The 16,143-nt window shown below is 64.5% G+C and carries 16 protein-coding genes; 14 read left to right on the forward strand and 2 right to left on the reverse strand.

Annotated features, from left to right (window positions below; genetic code table 11):
* The first annotated feature begins 67 nt into the window (after nucleotides 1-67).
* Nucleotides 68-907: a shikimate dehydrogenase gene (locus ACM42_RS33065; protein WP_271532102.1), complete on the forward strand. Its 840-nt coding sequence runs from the start codon at nucleotides 68-70 to the stop codon at nucleotides 905-907.
* A gap of 58 nt (nucleotides 908-965) precedes the next feature.
* Nucleotides 966-1,592, forward strand: coding sequence for a hypothetical protein (locus ACM42_RS33070; protein WP_165935879.1), 627 nt, complete (start codon nucleotides 966-968; stop codon nucleotides 1,590-1,592).
* A 112-nt stretch (nucleotides 1,593-1,704) separates the two neighbouring features.
* On the opposite strand, the gene ACM42_RS33075 is transcribed toward ACM42_RS33070, so the two are convergent.
* Nucleotides 1,705-2,841: an alpha-hydroxy acid oxidase gene (locus tag ACM42_RS33075; protein WP_271532105.1), complete on the reverse strand. Its 1,137-nt coding sequence runs from the start codon at nucleotides 2,839-2,841 to the stop codon at nucleotides 1,705-1,707.
* Between the two features lie 114 nt (nucleotides 2,842-2,955).
* Between ACM42_RS33075 and ACM42_RS33080 the strand changes: the two genes are divergently transcribed.
* From ACM42_RS33080 to ACM42_RS33130, 11 genes are all read left to right on the forward strand, one after another.
* Nucleotides 2,956-3,123: a hypothetical protein gene (locus ACM42_RS33080; RefSeq protein ID WP_162832046.1), complete on the forward strand. Its 168-nt coding sequence runs from the start codon at nucleotides 2,956-2,958 to the stop codon at nucleotides 3,121-3,123.
* 222 nt (nucleotides 3,124-3,345) lie between these two features.
* On the forward strand, nucleotides 3,346-4,689 hold the full coding sequence (gene glmM / locus ACM42_RS33085) for a phosphoglucosamine mutase (protein ID WP_028180072.1): 1,344 nt from the start codon (nucleotides 3,346-3,348) through the stop codon (nucleotides 4,687-4,689).
* Nucleotides 4,690-4,972: 283 nt separating this feature from the next.
* Nucleotides 4,973-6,223: an MFS transporter gene (locus ACM42_RS33090; RefSeq protein WP_271532107.1), complete on the forward strand. Its 1,251-nt coding sequence runs from the start codon at nucleotides 4,973-4,975 to the stop codon at nucleotides 6,221-6,223.
* 227 nt (nucleotides 6,224-6,450) lie between these two features.
* The gene (locus ACM42_RS33095) at nucleotides 6,451-7,281 is read left to right on the forward strand and encodes an outer membrane protein (RefSeq protein WP_271532109.1); all 831 of its coding nucleotides are present in this window, start codon (nucleotides 6,451-6,453) and stop codon (nucleotides 7,279-7,281) included.
* Nucleotides 7,282-7,448: 167 nt separating this feature from the next.
* Entirely contained in the window at nucleotides 7,449-8,330 is an 882-nt protein-coding gene (locus ACM42_RS33100) for an outer membrane protein (RefSeq protein WP_271532111.1), read from the forward strand.
* Between the two features lie 69 nt (nucleotides 8,331-8,399).
* Entirely contained in the window at nucleotides 8,400-8,990 is a 591-nt protein-coding gene (locus ACM42_RS33105) for a glutathione S-transferase family protein (RefSeq protein ID WP_271532113.1), read from the forward strand.
* Between the two features lie 17 nt (nucleotides 8,991-9,007).
* Nucleotides 9,008-9,472, forward strand: a complete 465-nt coding sequence (locus ACM42_RS33110; protein WP_131869240.1) for a GNAT family N-acetyltransferase — start codon at nucleotides 9,008-9,010, stop codon at nucleotides 9,470-9,472.
* A 266-nt stretch (nucleotides 9,473-9,738) separates the two neighbouring features.
* The gene (locus ACM42_RS33115) at nucleotides 9,739-9,930 is read left to right on the forward strand and encodes a hypothetical protein (RefSeq protein WP_271532115.1); all 192 of its coding nucleotides are present in this window, start codon (nucleotides 9,739-9,741) and stop codon (nucleotides 9,928-9,930) included.
* A 79-nt stretch (nucleotides 9,931-10,009) separates the two neighbouring features.
* Nucleotides 10,010-11,182, forward strand: a complete 1,173-nt coding sequence (locus ACM42_RS33120; protein ID WP_271532117.1) for a phosphoserine transaminase — start codon at nucleotides 10,010-10,012, stop codon at nucleotides 11,180-11,182.
* 217 nt (nucleotides 11,183-11,399) lie between these two features.
* Nucleotides 11,400-12,989 (forward strand): phosphoglycerate dehydrogenase, encoded by a 1,590-nt coding sequence (serA, locus tag ACM42_RS33125; RefSeq protein WP_271532119.1) that lies wholly within the window; start codon nucleotides 11,400-11,402, stop codon nucleotides 12,987-12,989.
* A gap of 283 nt (nucleotides 12,990-13,272) precedes the next feature.
* Complete coding sequence (locus tag ACM42_RS33130; RefSeq protein ID WP_271532121.1) at nucleotides 13,273-14,445, forward strand: thiolase family protein; 1,173 nt, start codon at nucleotides 13,273-13,275, stop codon at nucleotides 14,443-14,445.
* Between the two features lie 60 nt (nucleotides 14,446-14,505).
* On the opposite strand, the gene ACM42_RS33135 is transcribed toward ACM42_RS33130, so the two are convergent.
* Nucleotides 14,506-15,486, reverse strand: a complete 981-nt coding sequence (locus ACM42_RS33135; protein WP_271532123.1) for a LysR family transcriptional regulator — start codon at nucleotides 15,484-15,486, stop codon at nucleotides 14,506-14,508.
* A 93-nt stretch (nucleotides 15,487-15,579) separates the two neighbouring features.
* Here ACM42_RS33135 and ACM42_RS33140 point away from each other — a divergent pair, with 93 nt between their 5' ends.
* Nucleotides 15,580-16,140 carry a YybH family protein gene (locus tag ACM42_RS33140; RefSeq protein ID WP_271532125.1) on the forward strand — a complete coding sequence of 187 codons (561 nt, stop codon included), beginning with the start codon at nucleotides 15,580-15,582 and terminating at the stop codon, nucleotides 16,138-16,140.
* Nucleotides 16,141-16,143 lie beyond the last annotated feature (3 nt).

Consider the following 16,143-nt stretch of genomic DNA (forward strand, 5'->3'; position numbering starts at 1 on the left):
GGGCCGGCGTCTTGACAGGGCCTGCGGGACGCGAAATGGATCGCCTCCCACACTTCCCGAGGGACGGATGACCCTGACCAAGGCTCCCGCAGCCTGTCTGATCGGATGGCCGGCCGCGCATTCGCGCTCGCCGCTGATCCACCACTACTGGCTGCGCACGCTCGGCATTGAAGGCGGCTACGTCATCGAGGCGGTGCCGCCCGAGAATCTGCGCGATTTCGTGCTGCGGCTGTCGCTCCGCGGCTTCGTCGGGGCCAACGTCACCATCCCGCACAAGGAAAGCGTGCTGGCGCTGTCGACGCCTGACGCCCGCGCAACGGCGGTCGGCGCTGCGAACACGCTGTGGTTTGCCGACGGCGAGCTGCGTTCGACCAACACCGATGTCGAAGGTTTCATCAACAATCTCGACGCCAGCGCGCCCGGCTGGGGCGCGGCCGAGGAGGCGCTGGTGCTGGGCGCCGGAGGCTCCGCGCGTGCGGTCGTGTTCGGCCTGCTGGAACGCGGCATCAAATGCGTGCATGTCGCCAATCGCACCGTCGCGCGGGCCGAGACGCTGGCAAGGCAGTTCGGGCCGAACGTGCGTCCGCTGCCGTGGGATGCGATCAACGACGTGCTGCCGCGCGTAAAACTTCTCGTGAACACGACCTCGCTCGGCATGCATGGCCAGCCTTCGCTCGATGTTGATGTCGCGCGCCTGCCGCAAACGGCCGTCGTTGCCGACATCGTCTATGTTCCCCTGGTGACGCCGCTGCTGGCCGCAGCAACGGCGCGCGGCCTGAAGACCGCCGACGGGCTCGGCATGCTGCTGCATCAGGCGGTGCGCGGCTTCGAGCTGTGGTTCGGCCGCCGGCCCGAGGTCACGGCCGAGCTGCGCGCATTGGTCGAGGCCGATCTCACAAAGACTTGAGAGAATAGCGCGCGGTCTTCCGGAGTTCTCTATCCCGTGGGGGCAATCGGAGACCGTCATGTCTGTTCAACGTGCAACTTTCACACGTCCGCTGATCGCCGTCGCGATGGTGGCCGTCTCAACTTACTGCGCCTTTGCCCAGAGGGCGCCGGTGCCGACGCGCGTGCGCGGCACGATCGAGAGCGTCAATGGCGACACCATGCAGGTCAAGTCGCGCAGCGGTGAGGACGTCAAGCTTCATATCGCCTCCGACGTGAACGTGTCGGGGATCACCAGGATTTCACTCGCCGACATCAAGCCGGGTTCGTTCATCGGTGCGACCACCGTGCCGGGACCGGACGGCAGCCAGAACGCGGTCGAGGTTCACGTGTTTCCGGAGAGCATGCGCGGCACCGGCGAGGGCTCCCGGCCCTGGGACCTCAAGCCGAACTCCAGCATGACCAATGCGACGGTGGCCGAAAGCGTCGTCGGCAATGACGGTCACACGCTGCTGGTCAAGTACAAGGACGGCGAGAAGAAGGTGTTCGTCGCCGACAACACGCCGGTGGTGACCTTCGTGCCGAGCGACAAATCTGAGTTGAAGCCGGGTGCGAAGGTCATCGCCTTCATGAAGCAATTGCCCGACGGCTCGTTCGAGACCAATCGCGTCAGCGTCGGCCGCGACGGCCTGGCGCCGCCGATGTGACACGAAGTGTCGTTCCGGGGCGCGCAGGGCGCGAACTATGGTGCGCACTCGCGCACCTGAGAATTTCGCCGTTCCGGGTCTGGTCCTTCGGACCATCCCGGAACGGCGAGTGTTAGACCGCGATGATATGATCGTCGATCTCGTCGATCCGGTTGACGCCGCACAGGCCCATGGTCGTGAGCAGCTCCTTCTGGATGATGTCGATCGCCTTGGCGACGCCGGCCTGGCCGCCGGCACCCAGGCCATAGGCATAGGCGCGGCCGATCATGCAGGATTTTGCGCCGAGCGCGAGCGCGCGCATCACGTCCTGGCCGGAGCGGATGCCGCCGTCGAACATGATCTCCATCTTGTCACCGACTGTGTCGACGATTTCGGGCAGGACCTCGATCGAGGACGGTGCACCGTCGAGCTGACGGCCGCCATGGTTGGAGACCACGATCGCCTGCGCGCCGGTTTTTGCGGCGAGCTCGGCGTCCTCGACGTCGAGAATGCCCTTCAGGACCAGCTTGCCCGGCCAGATCGAGCGGATCCAGTCGATGTCGTTCCAGTTCAGCGAGGTGTCGAACTGCGAGTTGATCCAGGTCGACAGCGAGGTGATGTCGTCACTGACCTTCAGATGCCCCGCGAGATTGCCGAAGGTGCGGCGCTTGCCCTGGAGCACGCCCGACACCCAGGCCGGCTTGGTGGCGAAATCGATCAGCTTCGACAGCGACCATTCCGGCGGCACCGTCATGCCGTTCTTGATGTCCTGGTGGCGCTGTCCAATCACTTGGAGATCGACGGTCAGCACCAGCGCCGAGCATTTCGCCGCGATCGCGCGCTCGATCAGCGCCTTGATGAAGCCGCGGTCCTTCATCACGTAGAGCTGGAACCAGAACGGCTTCTCGACATTGGCGGCGATGTCCTCGATCGAGCAGATCGACATCGTCGACTGCGTGAACGGGATGCCGGCGGCCTGCGCGGCGCGGCAGGCGTGGATCTCGCCGTCGCCGTGCTGCATGCCGAGCAGGCCGACGGGCGCGAGCATCAGCGGCATGGTCGAGGGTTCGCCCAAAATCGTGGTCGAGGTGTCGCGCTTGGAGACGTCGACCAGGATGCGCTGGCGGAATTTGATCGCCTGCATGTCCTCGCGGTTGGCGCGCAGCGTTTCCTCCGCATAGGACCCGCGGTCGCAATAATCGAAGAACGCCTTCGGCACGCGGCGCTGATGCAGCGCGCGAAGATCGTCGATACAGGTGATGTGCTTCATGTCTTTTCCCCGGCCCGTCTTACTTGGAAGTCTTGCATCGGAAGATTTCGGGGTCATCTAGCATGGTTGGATGCATAGCCAAATCGTTTGCAGAACGTTTTGCAGGAGGGCGCGATGACGAGGCCGCACGCTGGACCTTCGCCGGAAGAGATCAAGGAGAAGCGCGATCTCGAGGAGGCGCTGGAAGAGGGGTTGGAAGAGACCTTTCCGGGCTCCGATCCCGTCAATGTCACCCAGCCGGCGCCGAGCCGCGAGGACGGCCATGTGAAGCGCACCCGGTAGGGGCGGGTTCCGTCTCGGCGGCGTGTTCCGGTCGGAAATATAGTGTTAACAAGATCTTACTGAGCCGGTGCCCGCTCGGTTCCGTAATGATTCATCATATTTTTTGAAGCCAAGTTAGCCGCGATAGCATTATAAGATCCCAGCAAATCAGGGATGCGGGGCTCTTTCGGGCACCCCGTGGTTGTAGAGGGGATCCCCTGGTTGTTGCCTTTGGGGGACGATATGAGCCGCAAATATTTCGGGACGGACGGGATTCGGGGCCGCGCCAACGGACTGATCACGCCGGAGCTCGCGCTCAAGGTCGGCCAGGCCGCAGGCCTTGCGTTTCAGCGCGGTGACCACCGCCACAGGGTCGTGATCGGCAAGGACACCCGTCTGTCCGGCTACATGATCGAATACGCGATGGTTGCAGGCTTCACCTCGGTGGGCATGGACGTGCTGCTGGTCGGCCCGATGCCGACGCCGGCGGTCGCGATGCTGACCAAGTCGATGCGCGCCGATCTCGGCGTGATGATCTCGGCCTCGCACAATCTGTTCGAGGACAACGGCATCAAGCTGTTCGGCCCGCAGGGCTTCAAGCTTTCCGACGACGTCGAGAAGCAGATCGAGCAGCTGCTCGACGAATCTCTCGACAGGAGGCTGGCACAAAGTGCGAGCCTGGGCCGCGCCCGCCGTATCGACGGCGTGCACGACCGCTACATCGAATTCGCCAAGCGCACGCTGCCGCGCGACCTGTCGCTCGATGGCCTGCGCGTCGTGATCGATTGCGCCAACGGTGCCGCCTACAAGGTGGTGCCGGAAGCGCTGTGGGAGCTGGGCGCCGACGTGGTGGCGATCGGCGTCGAGCCCGACGGCTTCAACATCAACAAGGAATGCGGCTCGACCTCGCCCGAAGCGCTGTCGAAGAAAGTGCGCGAGATGCGCGCCGATATCGGCATCGCGCTGGACGGTGACGCCGATCGCGTCATCCTGGTCGACGAGCGCGGCCACATCGTCGACGGCGACCAGCTGCTCGCGGTGATCGCGCAGAGCTGGAAAGAGGACGGACGCCTGTCGCGCCCGGGCATCGTCGCCACCGTGATGTCCAATCTCGGCCTGGAGCGCTTCCTGAAAGGGCAGGGGCTCGATCTCGTGCGTACGCCGGTCGGCGATCGCTACGTGCTCGAGCAGATGCTGAACGGCGGCTACAATCTCGGCGGCGAGCAATCCGGTCACATCATCCTCTCCGACTACGCCACCACGGGCGACGGTTTCGTGGCTGCCTTGCAGGTGCTGGCCGTGGTGCAGAAGCTGCGCCGGCCGGTCTCGGAAGTCTGCCACCGATTCGACCCGCTGCCGCAGATCCTCAAGAACGTCCGTCACAAGGGCGGCAAGCCGCTCGACGATTCCGACGTCAAGTCGGCGATCTCCGACGGCGAAATGCGCCTCAACGGCCACGGCCGTCTGCTGATCCGTTCTTCCGGCACCGAGCCCGTGATCCGCGTCATGGGCGAGGGCGAGGACCGCATCCTGGTCGAGGACGTCGTCGACACCATCGTCCTGGCGCTCGGCCAGGCCGCGGCGTGATGTTTTTCTTACCCTCCCCTGGAGGGGGAGGGTCGATCGCGCGAAGCGCGAGCGGGGTGGGGTGATCTCTCCACTCGGGCACTGTGGGATGCGGAGAGACCGTCACCCCACCCCGTCTCATGTCTCGCTTCGCTCAACATGAGCCGACCCTCCCCCTCCAGGGGAGGGTAAGCGACGAGAACACCCACGCATCCCAGCCATCGACGATTGACGGTGGTTCGACCGCCGCTTGCATCGTAACTAGCGGATGCGGCGGTTCGCCGCGCCCGCCGGGACCGCTCCATTGAACAAGCCTGTCGTCGTCTCCGAGGAAACGCTGACCGAGCCCGTAGTGGTCAGCGACGTGTCGCCCGCCGCCGCCAGAGCGGCAGGGCCGGCTTACATCGTGCTCGCCGGCATCAGCTTCTCGCACTTCCTCAACGACACCATGCAGTCGTTGATCGCCTCGGTCTATCCGATCCTGAAGGACACCTACGCGCTCGACTTCGCGCAGATCGGCATGATCACCCTGGCCTTTCAATTCACGGCCTCGCTGCTCCAGCCGGTGGTCGGGCACTACACCGACAAGAAGGCACAGCCCTATTCGCTGGCGATCGGCATGGCCTCGACCTTCTTCGGCCTGCTGCTGCTCAGCGCCGCGCATCAATATCTCGTCATCCTCGTCGCTGCGGCGCTGGTCGGCCTCGGCTCGGCGGTGTTTCACCCCGAGTCGGCGCGCATCGCGCGACTCGCGTCCGGCGGTCGTTACGGTTTCGCGCAGTCGGTGTTCCAACTCGGCGGCAGTTTCGGCACCTCGATGGGGCCGGTGCTCGCCGCGCTGATCGTGGTGCCGTTCGGTCAGGGCAGCATCGCCTGGTTCTCCTCGATCGCGTTCCTCGCGATCCTCGTCCTCTGGCGCATCGGCCGCTGGTATGCGCCGCAGATCAAGGCGAAGAAGACGGCCACGGTTCAGGCCCATCCCGACGCGCCGAGCTCGCGCCGCGTCGCACTGGCGCTGGCCGTGCTCGTCGCGCTGTTGTTCTCGAAACAGCTCTACGTCTCGAGCCTGTCGAGCTACTACATCTTCTACCTGATCGATCGTTTCGGCGTGTCGACGCAGGCAGCCCAGATCTATCTCTTCCTCTTCCTCGCCGCGAACGCCGTGGGTGCGTTTGTCGGCGGTCCGTTAGGGGATCGCTTCGGCCGCAAGATCGTGATCTGGATCTCGATCCTGGGCGCGCTGCCGTTCACGCTGGCGCTGCCCTATGCCGGGCTCGTTGCCAGCGCCGTGCTCAGCGTCGTCATCGGCCTTATCATCTCCTCGACGACCTCGTCGATCATCGTGTTCGCGCAGGAGCTGGTGCCGCACCGTTTCGGCATGATCTCCGGCGTGTTCTTCGGCGTCGCATTCGGGATCGGCGGTCTCGGGGCCGCCGTGCTGGGCAAGCTCGCCGACCACACCTCGATCGAGTTCGTCTACCAGGTCTGCGCCTATCTGCCGGCGATCGGGCTGCTCGCGGTGTTCCTGCCCAAGCTGCCGCGGCACGCCCGTTAACGCATTCTCACTCGCTGCATTGCAGCTTCATACATCGTTAGGAAATGCGGCGCGCCCCGCGCTGCATTTCTGCAACGCTGCCGCCGCATCGGCGTGTGCGGTGAGAAAAAATCAACCTTAAAAATTAGGGTTAAGTGGCGCTTAAACATTTGCTGCCATCGTCCGGGTCGTGAGTTTCCAGAACGTGGGGCGCCCGTCTTTGCCTCACCGGCCAAAAGGACGAAGCAATGCGTAGCGTTAAGTCTCTGCTTGCCGCAAGTGCGGCAACCCTGATCTCGTCGATGGCGTTCGCCGCCGATATGCCGATCGCCGCGCCCCCTCCCATGTACGCGCCGCCGGCCCCGCCCGCCGACTTCGGCGGCTGGTATCTGCGTGGCGACATCGGCATGACCAACCAGCGCGCCAAGAGCATCGACGCCGCCTTGCCGGCTGGGTATCAGAAGACGACGGAGGGGTTCGGCTTCGACTCGTCGCCGCTGTTCGGTCTCGGCGTCGGCTATCGCTTCAACAACTGGTTTCGTGCGGACGTGATCGGCCAGTACCGGGGCAAGGCCACTCTGCATGGTGCTGATAACGTCATCGGGCCAGGCTTCGTCGGCTCCAACAACTACAGCGGCAGCAAGTCCGAGTGGGTCGTCATGGCCAACGCCTACGTCGACCTCGGCACCTGGTGGTGCATCACGCCGTTCATTGGTGCCGGTGTTGGCGGCGCCTACAACAAGATTAGCGGCTTCCGCGACGACGGCGTTTCATACAGCCCGGGGCTCAACAACAGCGTCGCTTACTTCGCCGATAGCGGCAAGTGGAACTTCGCCTGGGCCGCTCACGCCGGTCTCGCCTACAAGGTCAACCCCGGCTTCACGGTCGAACTGGCCTACAGCTACATGAACCTCGGCGACGCCGCGCCCGGCAACTACCGCCTGTTCGACAACAGTGCCTCCGGCCCGACCTCGATCAAGATCAAGGACATCACCTCGCACGACATCAAGCTCGGCGTGCGCTGGGATCTCAACAGCCCGCCGGCCTATATGCCGCCGCCGCTCGTCACCAAGGGCTGATCGTCAGCCTCATCGCTTAACGTCTCTTAACGGCGCGGGATCATCCCGCGCCGTTTTGCTTTGCGTATTTCTCACGGCTCGCACTGACGAAATTGCCTACCGCAACCATTGGTTAAGGTTAACGAGCCATGATCACGGGCGAAAGTTCGAGTCGATGGAGCGTTGCGATGCGTGGGCTTTTGTTGGGGGCGGCGATGTTGGGGACGGTGTCTGCCGCGCACGCGGCCGACATGCCGGATCTGCCCGTCCTGCGCGGCGGCTTCACCGACGGCCTGTCGAAGACGACCCGCAACTGGGATGGCGTCTATATCGGCGGCAACGCCGGCTACACGACCGACGCGACCGATTTCAGCCAGAGCGTGGTCGGCCTGACCAACTACATCTTCCGCGACAGCGTCCTGCAGCAACCAACCGCGAACTGGTCGCTCCTGAACAAAGCCAACACGCAAGGCGTCAATTTCGGCGGCTTCATCGGCCGCAACTGGCAATGGTACGATGCCATTCTCGGTCTTGAAGGCACCTACAGCTACTTCGACAATCTCTACACGCAGACCAGCGGCTACAACTCGCTCGTTATCACCAACCCGCCCGGGGATAACCCGCCCGAGGGCACGACCAACAATTACAACGTGACCTTGACCGGCACCGCCGCGGCGAAGGTCAAGGACATGATTTCGCTCCGTGGCCGCGTAGGCTGGGATGGCGGCGATTTCATGCCGTATGCCTTCTTCGGCGCCGCGGTTGGCCGAATGGACGTCTCCCGCACGGTGACGAGCGACGTGACGCTCACGCAGGTCGTATCGACAACGGTCGGCGGCGTTACGACGACCACGAGCAATACGTATGCTGTTCCGGCGCAGTCGCAGACTCAGAGCCAGCACAGGACCAACACTTTCGCTGTCGGTTGGACCGCGGGCCTCGGGCTCGAATATTGCATTTGGGACGGGTTGTTCGCGCGCGTGGAATACGAGTATGTGAGATTCTCGCCCGTCATGAACACGCAGGTCACGCTGAACAACGCGCGCGTCGGGCTCGGCTACAAGTTCTGAGCTGTCCGCCTCCTGTTGACAGATTCCCTCTGTCCTGATGCTCTGTCGCCCGAAGACGGGGCGGCAGCGATGAAGATCTACGGCGACGGCAATTCCGGAAACTGTCTGAAGGTGAAGTGGGTCTGCGACAAGCTCGCAGTGCCCTACCAGTGGATCGAGATCGACACGCGCAAGGGCGAGACGCGTACGCCGCAATTCCTCAGGATGAACGGCGCCGGCCAGGTGCCGACCGTTGAATTCGACGACGGCCGCACGCTCGCACAGTCCAACGCCATCATCCGCTATCTCGCCCGCGACAGTACGCTCATTCCGCGCGACGCCTTTACGGCGGCCAAGATGGACGAATGGCTGTTCTGGGAGCAGTACAGCCACGAGCCCTATATCGCGGTATGCCGCTTCCTCCTCGTCTACTTGGGCAAGGACGCATCCGAGCTCGATCCCGAGAAGGTCAAGCGCGGCTATGCGGCGCTCGACCGCATGGAGCAGCATCTCTCCGGCAGCCGCTTCTTCGCCGGCGATGAGGTTTCGCTCGCCGACGTGTCGCTGCTCGCCTATACGCGTGTCGCGCATGAAGGTGGTTTCGATCTCGGTCGCCATGCGTCCGTCCGTCGCTGGATCGGCGAAGTCGAAGCGTTTCTCGGCCTTGCGCCAGCGCGCTGAGTCCGGAGTTGTCTGACATGAATGCTGAAGCCGTTTCCATCCGTCCCGCGCGCCGCGAGGACGTCGCTGCGATCGTGGCGATGCTCGCCGACGATCATCTCGGCCGCGCGCGGGAGCGCGTGGAGGATCCTTTGCCCGCCTCCTATTACGACGCATTTGCGCGGGTCGAGCGCGATCCGAATCTCACGCTCGTCGTTGCCGAGAGCGCGGGCAGGGTGGTCGGCTGCCTGCAACTCGCGATCCTGCCGGGCCTGAGTTCCCAAGGCGGCGTGCGCGGCCTGCTCGAGGACGTCCGCGTTGCTTCCGATTGTCGCAGCCGCGGCATCGGCGAGCAATTGGTGCAATGGGCGGTCGCGGAAGCGAAGGCGCGCAACTGCAATCTCGTCGAACTGCTGACGCATCAGACGCGCGTCGACGCGCAGCGCTTCTACAAGCGCCTCGGATTTGCCGCGAGCCATGTGGGCATGACTGTCCGCTTTTGAGGTAGCGGAAGCGGAGCGAAGTGGATACCGGTTCGCGTAAAGAGAATGCGTCAATACAAGAAGCCAGAGTCCCGGTGCGATTGTATCGGAATGGGGCTCTGGCCGCGAGCCTTGCACGATCAGCAAATTCGGATCGCGCATTCGTTCATCTTAATGGGCGGTAAACTACCCGTCCGTCGTTCACGTTGAATCGGGAACGAACGGTGCTACGGCAGCTTCTGGCACCGAGCTCGGTCGGTTCGGGGATTTCGATGACAAGCTATTCAATGATCAAGGTCGGCAACGACTACGTTGTGCAGGCCCATGACAAGTGCATTTTGAAGGTCGGCAGCCGCCGCAGGGCCGCGCAATTGATCAGCGATGCCACGGACTTGCTGAATGCGCTCGCCGTCGTCCAATCCCCGGAGATCGCACCCGAGGCGCCATCACTCGCACGTGAGGTCCCGGAACTTCCTTGACTGGTCTTCCCGATTCCCGTATCAGCCGCGGCGGGACACCTCCCCCCAACGGGAGGCTTACTATCTGGAAGGGTAGATCATGACTGTAGCGAAGCCCGCTTCGCGGCCGACCGTGCCGCATTTCTCCTCCGGTCCCTGCGCCAAGCGCCCCGGCTGGAACGCCCAAAATCTCAAGGACGCAGCGCTCGGCCGTTCGCATCGCGCGAAGATCGGCAAGACCAAGCTCAAGCTCGCCATCGACCTGACGCGCGAGGTGCTCGAGGTCCCCGCCGATTACCGCATCGGCATCGTGCCGGCCTCCGATACCGGCGCGGTCGAGATGGCGCTGTGGTCATTGCTCGGTGCGCGCCCCGTCACCACGCTCGCCTGGGAGTCCTTCGGCGAGGGCTGGGTCAGCGACATCGTCAAGGAATTGAAGCTCAAGGACGTCACCAAGCTGAACGCGGCTTACGGTGAGATTCCCGATCTGTCGAAGGTCGATCCCAAGAGCGACGTCGTCTTCACCTGGAACGGCACCACCTCGGGCGTGCGCGTGCCGAACGCCGACTGGATCAGCGCGACCCGCGAAGGCCTGACCATTTGCGACGCGACGTCCGCCGCATTCGCGCAAGCTCTTGATTGGCCGAAGCTCGACGTCGTCACCTTCTCCTGGCAGAAGGCGCTCGGTGGCGAGGCCGCGCATGGCATGTTGATCCTGTCGCCCCGCGCGGTGGAGCGGCTCGAGACCTACAAGCCGGCCTGGCCGCTGCCGAAGATCTTCCGCATGACCAAGGGCGGCAAGATCAACGAAGGCATCTTCGTCGGCGAGACCATCAACACGCCGTCGATGCTCTGCGTCGAGGATTATCTCGACGCGCTGAACTGGGCCAAGTCGATCGGCGGCCTCAAGGCGCTGATCGCGCGTGCGGACGCCAACACCAAGGTGCTCGCCGACTGGAAGGCGAAGACACCCTGGATCGACTTCCTCGCCAGGGATGCTTCGATCCGCTCCAACACCTCGGTGTGCCTCAAGTTCACTGATCCCGCGATCACTTCGCTTTCGGCGGACGCGCAGGCCGACTTCTGCAAGAAGCTGGTCGCGCTGGTCGAGAAGGAAGGCGCCGGCTTCGACTTCGCCTATTACCGCGATGCGCCGGCCGGCCTGCGCATCTGGTGCGGCGCCACTGTCGAGGCCAGGGACGTCGAGCTGCTGACGCAGTGGATCGACTGGGCCTTCGCCGAGACCAAGGCCGCTCTGCCCAAGGCAGCGTGAGTTTTCTTCGCCTCTCCCCGTTCTGACGGGGAGAGGCCGGGTCGCGCAGCGATCCGGGTGAGGGGCTCTCTCCACGAGCACTTCGCCTGTGGCTGCTCCTCATCCCAACCCTCTCCCCGTAAGGACGGGGAGAGGGAGAGCAAAAAGCTTCCGGTCACTCACGCATTTCCGGCCCTCGGGCCGATCCTCCCTCAGGGACGGTGAAGGACACATCCCCATGACCAAACCCAAAGTTCTCATTTCCGACGCGCTCTCGCCCGCCGCCGTGCAAATCTTCAAGGATCGCGGCGTCGAGGTCGACTTCCAGCCCAACCTCGGCAAGGACAAGGACAAGCTCGCCGAGATCATCGGCAATTACGACGGCCTTGCGATCCGCTCGGCGACCAAGGCAACCGCCAAGATCCTCGAGAAGGCGGCGAAGCTGAAGGTGATCGGCCGCGCCGGCATCGGCGTCGACAATGTCGAGATTCCCGCCGCCACGGCCAAGGGCATCATCGTGATGAACACGCCGTTCGGCAATTCGATCACGACCGCCGAGCACGCCATCACGCTGATGCTGGCGCTGGCCCGCGAGATCCCGCAGGCGGACGCCTCGACCCAGGCCGGCAAGTGGGAGAAGAATCGCTTCATGGGCGTCGAGATCACCGGCAAGGTGCTCGGTGTCGTCGGCTGCGGCAATATCGGCTCGATCGTCGCCGACCGCGCGCTCGGCCTGCGCATGAAGGTGATCGCGTTCGACCCGTTCCTGTCGCCGGAGCGCGCCAAGGACATCGGCGTCGAGAAGGTCGAGCTCGACGATCTCCTGAAGCGCTCGGATTTCATCACGCTGCACACCCCGCTCACCGACAAGACCAGGAACATCATCGACGCGGCTGCGATCGCCAGGATGAAGAAGGGCGTGCGCCTGATCAACTGTGCCCGCGGCGGCCTTGTCGACGAGCAGGCGGTGGTCGATGCGCTCAACTCCAAGCAGATCGCGGGCGCCGCCTTCGACGTGTTCGTCGAGGAGCCCGCGACCAAGAACGTGCTGTTCGGCCATCCCAACGTGATCTGCACGCCGCATCTCGGCGCATCCACCACCGAAGCCCAGGAGAACGTCGCGCTCCAGGTCGCCGAGCAGATGTCGGATTACCTGCTCACCGGCGCGATCTCGAACGCCGTCAACTTCCCCTCGATCACGGCCGAGGAAGCGCCGAAGCTGAAGCCGTTCATCGCGCTTGCCGAGAAGCTCGGCTCCTTCGCCGGCCAGCTCACCGAGACCGGCATCCTCAAGGTCGAGATCACCTATGAGGGCCACGTCGCCGAGATGAAGATCAAGGCGATCACCTCCGCCGTGCTGTCCGGCCTGCTGCGCCCGATGCTGGGCGAGATCAACGTGGTGTCCGCGCCCGTCATCGCCAAGGAGCGCGGCATGGTGGTGGACGAGATCGTGCGCGCCGCCCAGAGCGACTATGAGAGCCTGATCACCGTCACCGTCACCACCGAGCGGCAGGAGCGGTCGGTCTCGGGCACCGTCTATGCCGACGGCAAGCCGCGCCTCGTCGACATCAAGGGCATCCGGGTCGACGCCGAGTTCGGCAAGTCGATGATCTACGTCACCAACGAGGACAAGCCGGGCTTCATCGGCAAGTTCGCGAGCCTTCTGGGTGATGCCAAGATCAACATCGCCACCTTCCATCTCGGCCGCGTCGCACCCGGCAGCGATGCCATTGCGCTGGTCGAGGTCGACGGCGCGGTGCCGGCCGACCTGCTCGCCAAGGTGCAGGCCCTGCCGCAGGTCAAGCAGGCCAAGGCGCTGACGTTCTGATCGGCTCCCACCTTCGTCATGGCCGGGCTTGACCCGGCCATCCACGTCTTGCCACTGGCACGAAGAACGTGGATGCCCGGGACAAGGCCCGGGCACGACGCGTGGATAGCACCCCACGGAATGACGGTCATCATATATTCCGACATGCGGAACAACGCCGCCCTCCCGCGAGGGCGGCGTTTTGTCGATGCTGCGCCCCGTTTTATTTTCCCCGCGGCCGTCAAACTTTGTGTACCAATGGCGCCAGGACGCTCCGTACCAATCGTTCGAAAGGGAGAAAACAATGCGTGAAGCCGTCATCGTTTCCTATGCGCGCACGGGCCTGGCAAAATCCGGCCGCGGCGGGTTCAACATCACGCCGCCGATGTCGCTCGCGGCCCACGCCATCCAGCACGCGGTCGACCGCGCCGGCGTCGAGAAGGACTATGTCGAGGACTGCTATCTCGGCAATTGCGCCCATGGCGCGCCGAACATCGGCCGCCAGGCCGCGCTGCTCGCCGGTCTGCCGAAGACCACCGCCGGCGTCTCGGTGAACCGCTTCTGCTCCTCGGGACTGCAGACCATCGCGATGGCCGCCAACTCGATCCGCTCAGACGGCGCCGACTGCATCGTCGCCGGCGGCGTCGAGAGCATCTCGATTCCGGGCGGCGCCACGCCGAAGGAATCGATCGATCCAGAGCTGCTCAAGGTCGCCCCCGACATCTTCATGGCGATGATCGACACCGCCGACATCGTCGCCGAGCGCTACAAGCTCAGCCGCGAATATCAGGACGAGTTCTCGCTGGAATCGCAGCGCCGCATGGCTTCGGCGCAGCAGGCGGGCAAGTACAAGGACGAGATCGTCCCGATGAAGACGAGGATGAAGGTCGTCGACAAGCAGACCAAGGCGGAGAGCATCGTCGACTACGTCGTCGATCGCGACGAGTGCAACCGGCCGGAGACCACGCTGGAAGGTCTCGCCAAGCTCGAGCCGGTGAAGGGGCCCGGCAAGTTCGTCACCGCCGGCAATGCCAGCCAGCTCTCCGACGGCGCCGCCGCCGTGGTGCTGATGGAAGCCAAGGACGCTGAGAAGCGCGGCCTGAAGCCGCTCGGCCGCTTCGTCGCCTGGGCGACCGCCGGCTGCGAGCCCGACGAGATGGGCATCGGCCCGGTGTTCGCGATTCCGAAGCTGCTCAAGCGCACCGGCCTCAAGATCGACGACATCGATCTGTGGGAGCTCAACGAGGCCTTCGCGAGCCAGTGCCTGTATTGTCGCGACAAGCTCGGCATCGATCCCGCCAAGTACAACGTCAACGGCGGCTCGATCGCGATCGGCCATCCCTTCGGCATGACCGGCGCCCGTCTCACCGGCCACCTGCTGCAGGAAGGCGCCCGCCGCAAGGCCAAGTGGGGCGTGGTGACGATGTGCATCGGCGGCGGCCAGGGCGGCGCCGGCCTGTTCGAGATCTACAGCTGATCCAGGCGACAGGAATGCGAAAGGGCACGGCGCAAGCCGTGCCCTTTTCGTCATCCGGCGTCAGGCGGAGACGCGACGCTTGGGCGCTGAACGCGCCACCGGACCCAAGCAGCGCGCCACCGTCTCGAACAGCCAGGCGACACCGGCATCCGCCATCGCAGCTTGTGAGGCGACGACACGCACCGGGTCGGGCGTCCACGGAAACGGCACGGGACGCATCACCAGATCGAAACGCGCGGCATGGCGTTCGACCAGATGGCGCGGCAAGGTCGCGATGAAATCGCTCTCGGCGAGCTGCGCCAGCGCCAACATGAAGTTCGGCACGGTCAGCGCCACGCGCCTGGAATGGCCGCGTTCGGCAAGCCTGACGTCGACGATGCCGAGCGCATCACCGGTGGCCGAGACCAGCATGTGCCGTGCTGCCAGATAGGTCGCGAGCGTGACCTTGCGGGCCATCGTGTGGCCCTTGCGCATGGCGACGACGAAGTCCTCCTCGAACAGCAGCCGTTCTGCGTAATGGGACGGCAACGGACCGACCGGCAGCACGGCGAGGTCGAGCCGGTGTGAATCAAGCTCGGAGAGCGTGTCCTGCCAGACCTGGCTCGACGACTTGCCATGACGTTGCGGCATCAGCTGCAGCAGCCGGATGTCGATCCCCGGGCCTTCCCGGGCCAGGATCTCGAGGAGAGAAGCGAGAAACACCGCCGCCAACGCATCCGGTGCGCCGATCGTGAACGATCGCCTCGCCGTTCGCGCGTCAAAGGGCTCGGCTGCCGACACGATCGCATCGAGGCGCGCCAGGAGTTCGGCGACTGGACCGCCAAGTGCGAGCGCGCGCTCCGTCGGCTTCACGCCGCTCGGCGTCTTCAGAAACAACGGATCGTGGAAGATGCGCCGCAGCCGGGCCAATCCGTGGCTCACCGCCGAGGGCGTGAGCTTGAGCTTGTCCGCTGCGCGCGAGACCTGGCGCTCCTCCAGCACGGTGCTGAACACGACGAGGAGGCTGACGTCGATCCGGGCAAGCTGAGCAGGATTCATCATGATCCTGAGATCTTATCACTGGATTCATGACGCTCAAAGCGGCATCCAGGGTCTCGTACAGCCACGTCGGACCCTCAACACCGGAGCCCTCGAATGAAGAACGATCAAGATCCGCATCGCGCGCCCGCGCCCGCGGCGGTGTCCAGGCGTCACACGCTCGCAGGGATGGCGTGCATGCCGCTCGTCGTCGCCGAGGCGGCCACGGCCGACGACGTGATCGCGAAACTGATCGACCATACCCAGCAGGCGAACGCGGCGCTGATGCGCGGCGACGTCGGGGCCTACCGGCAGATGATCTCCATCACCGACGACTTCGTGCTGATGTCTCCCTTCGGCGGGGTCCCGTCAAAGGCCGCGGAGTACACGCCCGAAAGGTGGGAGCGGATGGGCCGGTTCTTCAGGAACGGGACGCACAGGCAGGAGGTCGTCCAGACCTATGGCTCGCAGGACATGGTCGTCCTGGCGCTGATCGAGCGGGACAGCGTCGAGGTCGGAGGGCTGCCCGCGCAGGAATGGGCTCTGCGCGTGACGCTCGTCTACCGGCGCGTGGGCACCGAGTGGCACCTGGCGCATCGCCACGCCGACCCGCTGGCCAACGGCATCAGCCTGCAGCAGGCGGCGGCGCTTGGGCGCGGTCTTCCCGCAAGCCAGTGAGCG

It is taken from the genome of Bradyrhizobium sp. CCBAU 25338 (genome assembly GCF_028128965.1).
Taxonomy (GTDB): Bacteria; Pseudomonadota; Alphaproteobacteria; order Rhizobiales; family Xanthobacteraceae; genus Bradyrhizobium; species Bradyrhizobium liaoningense.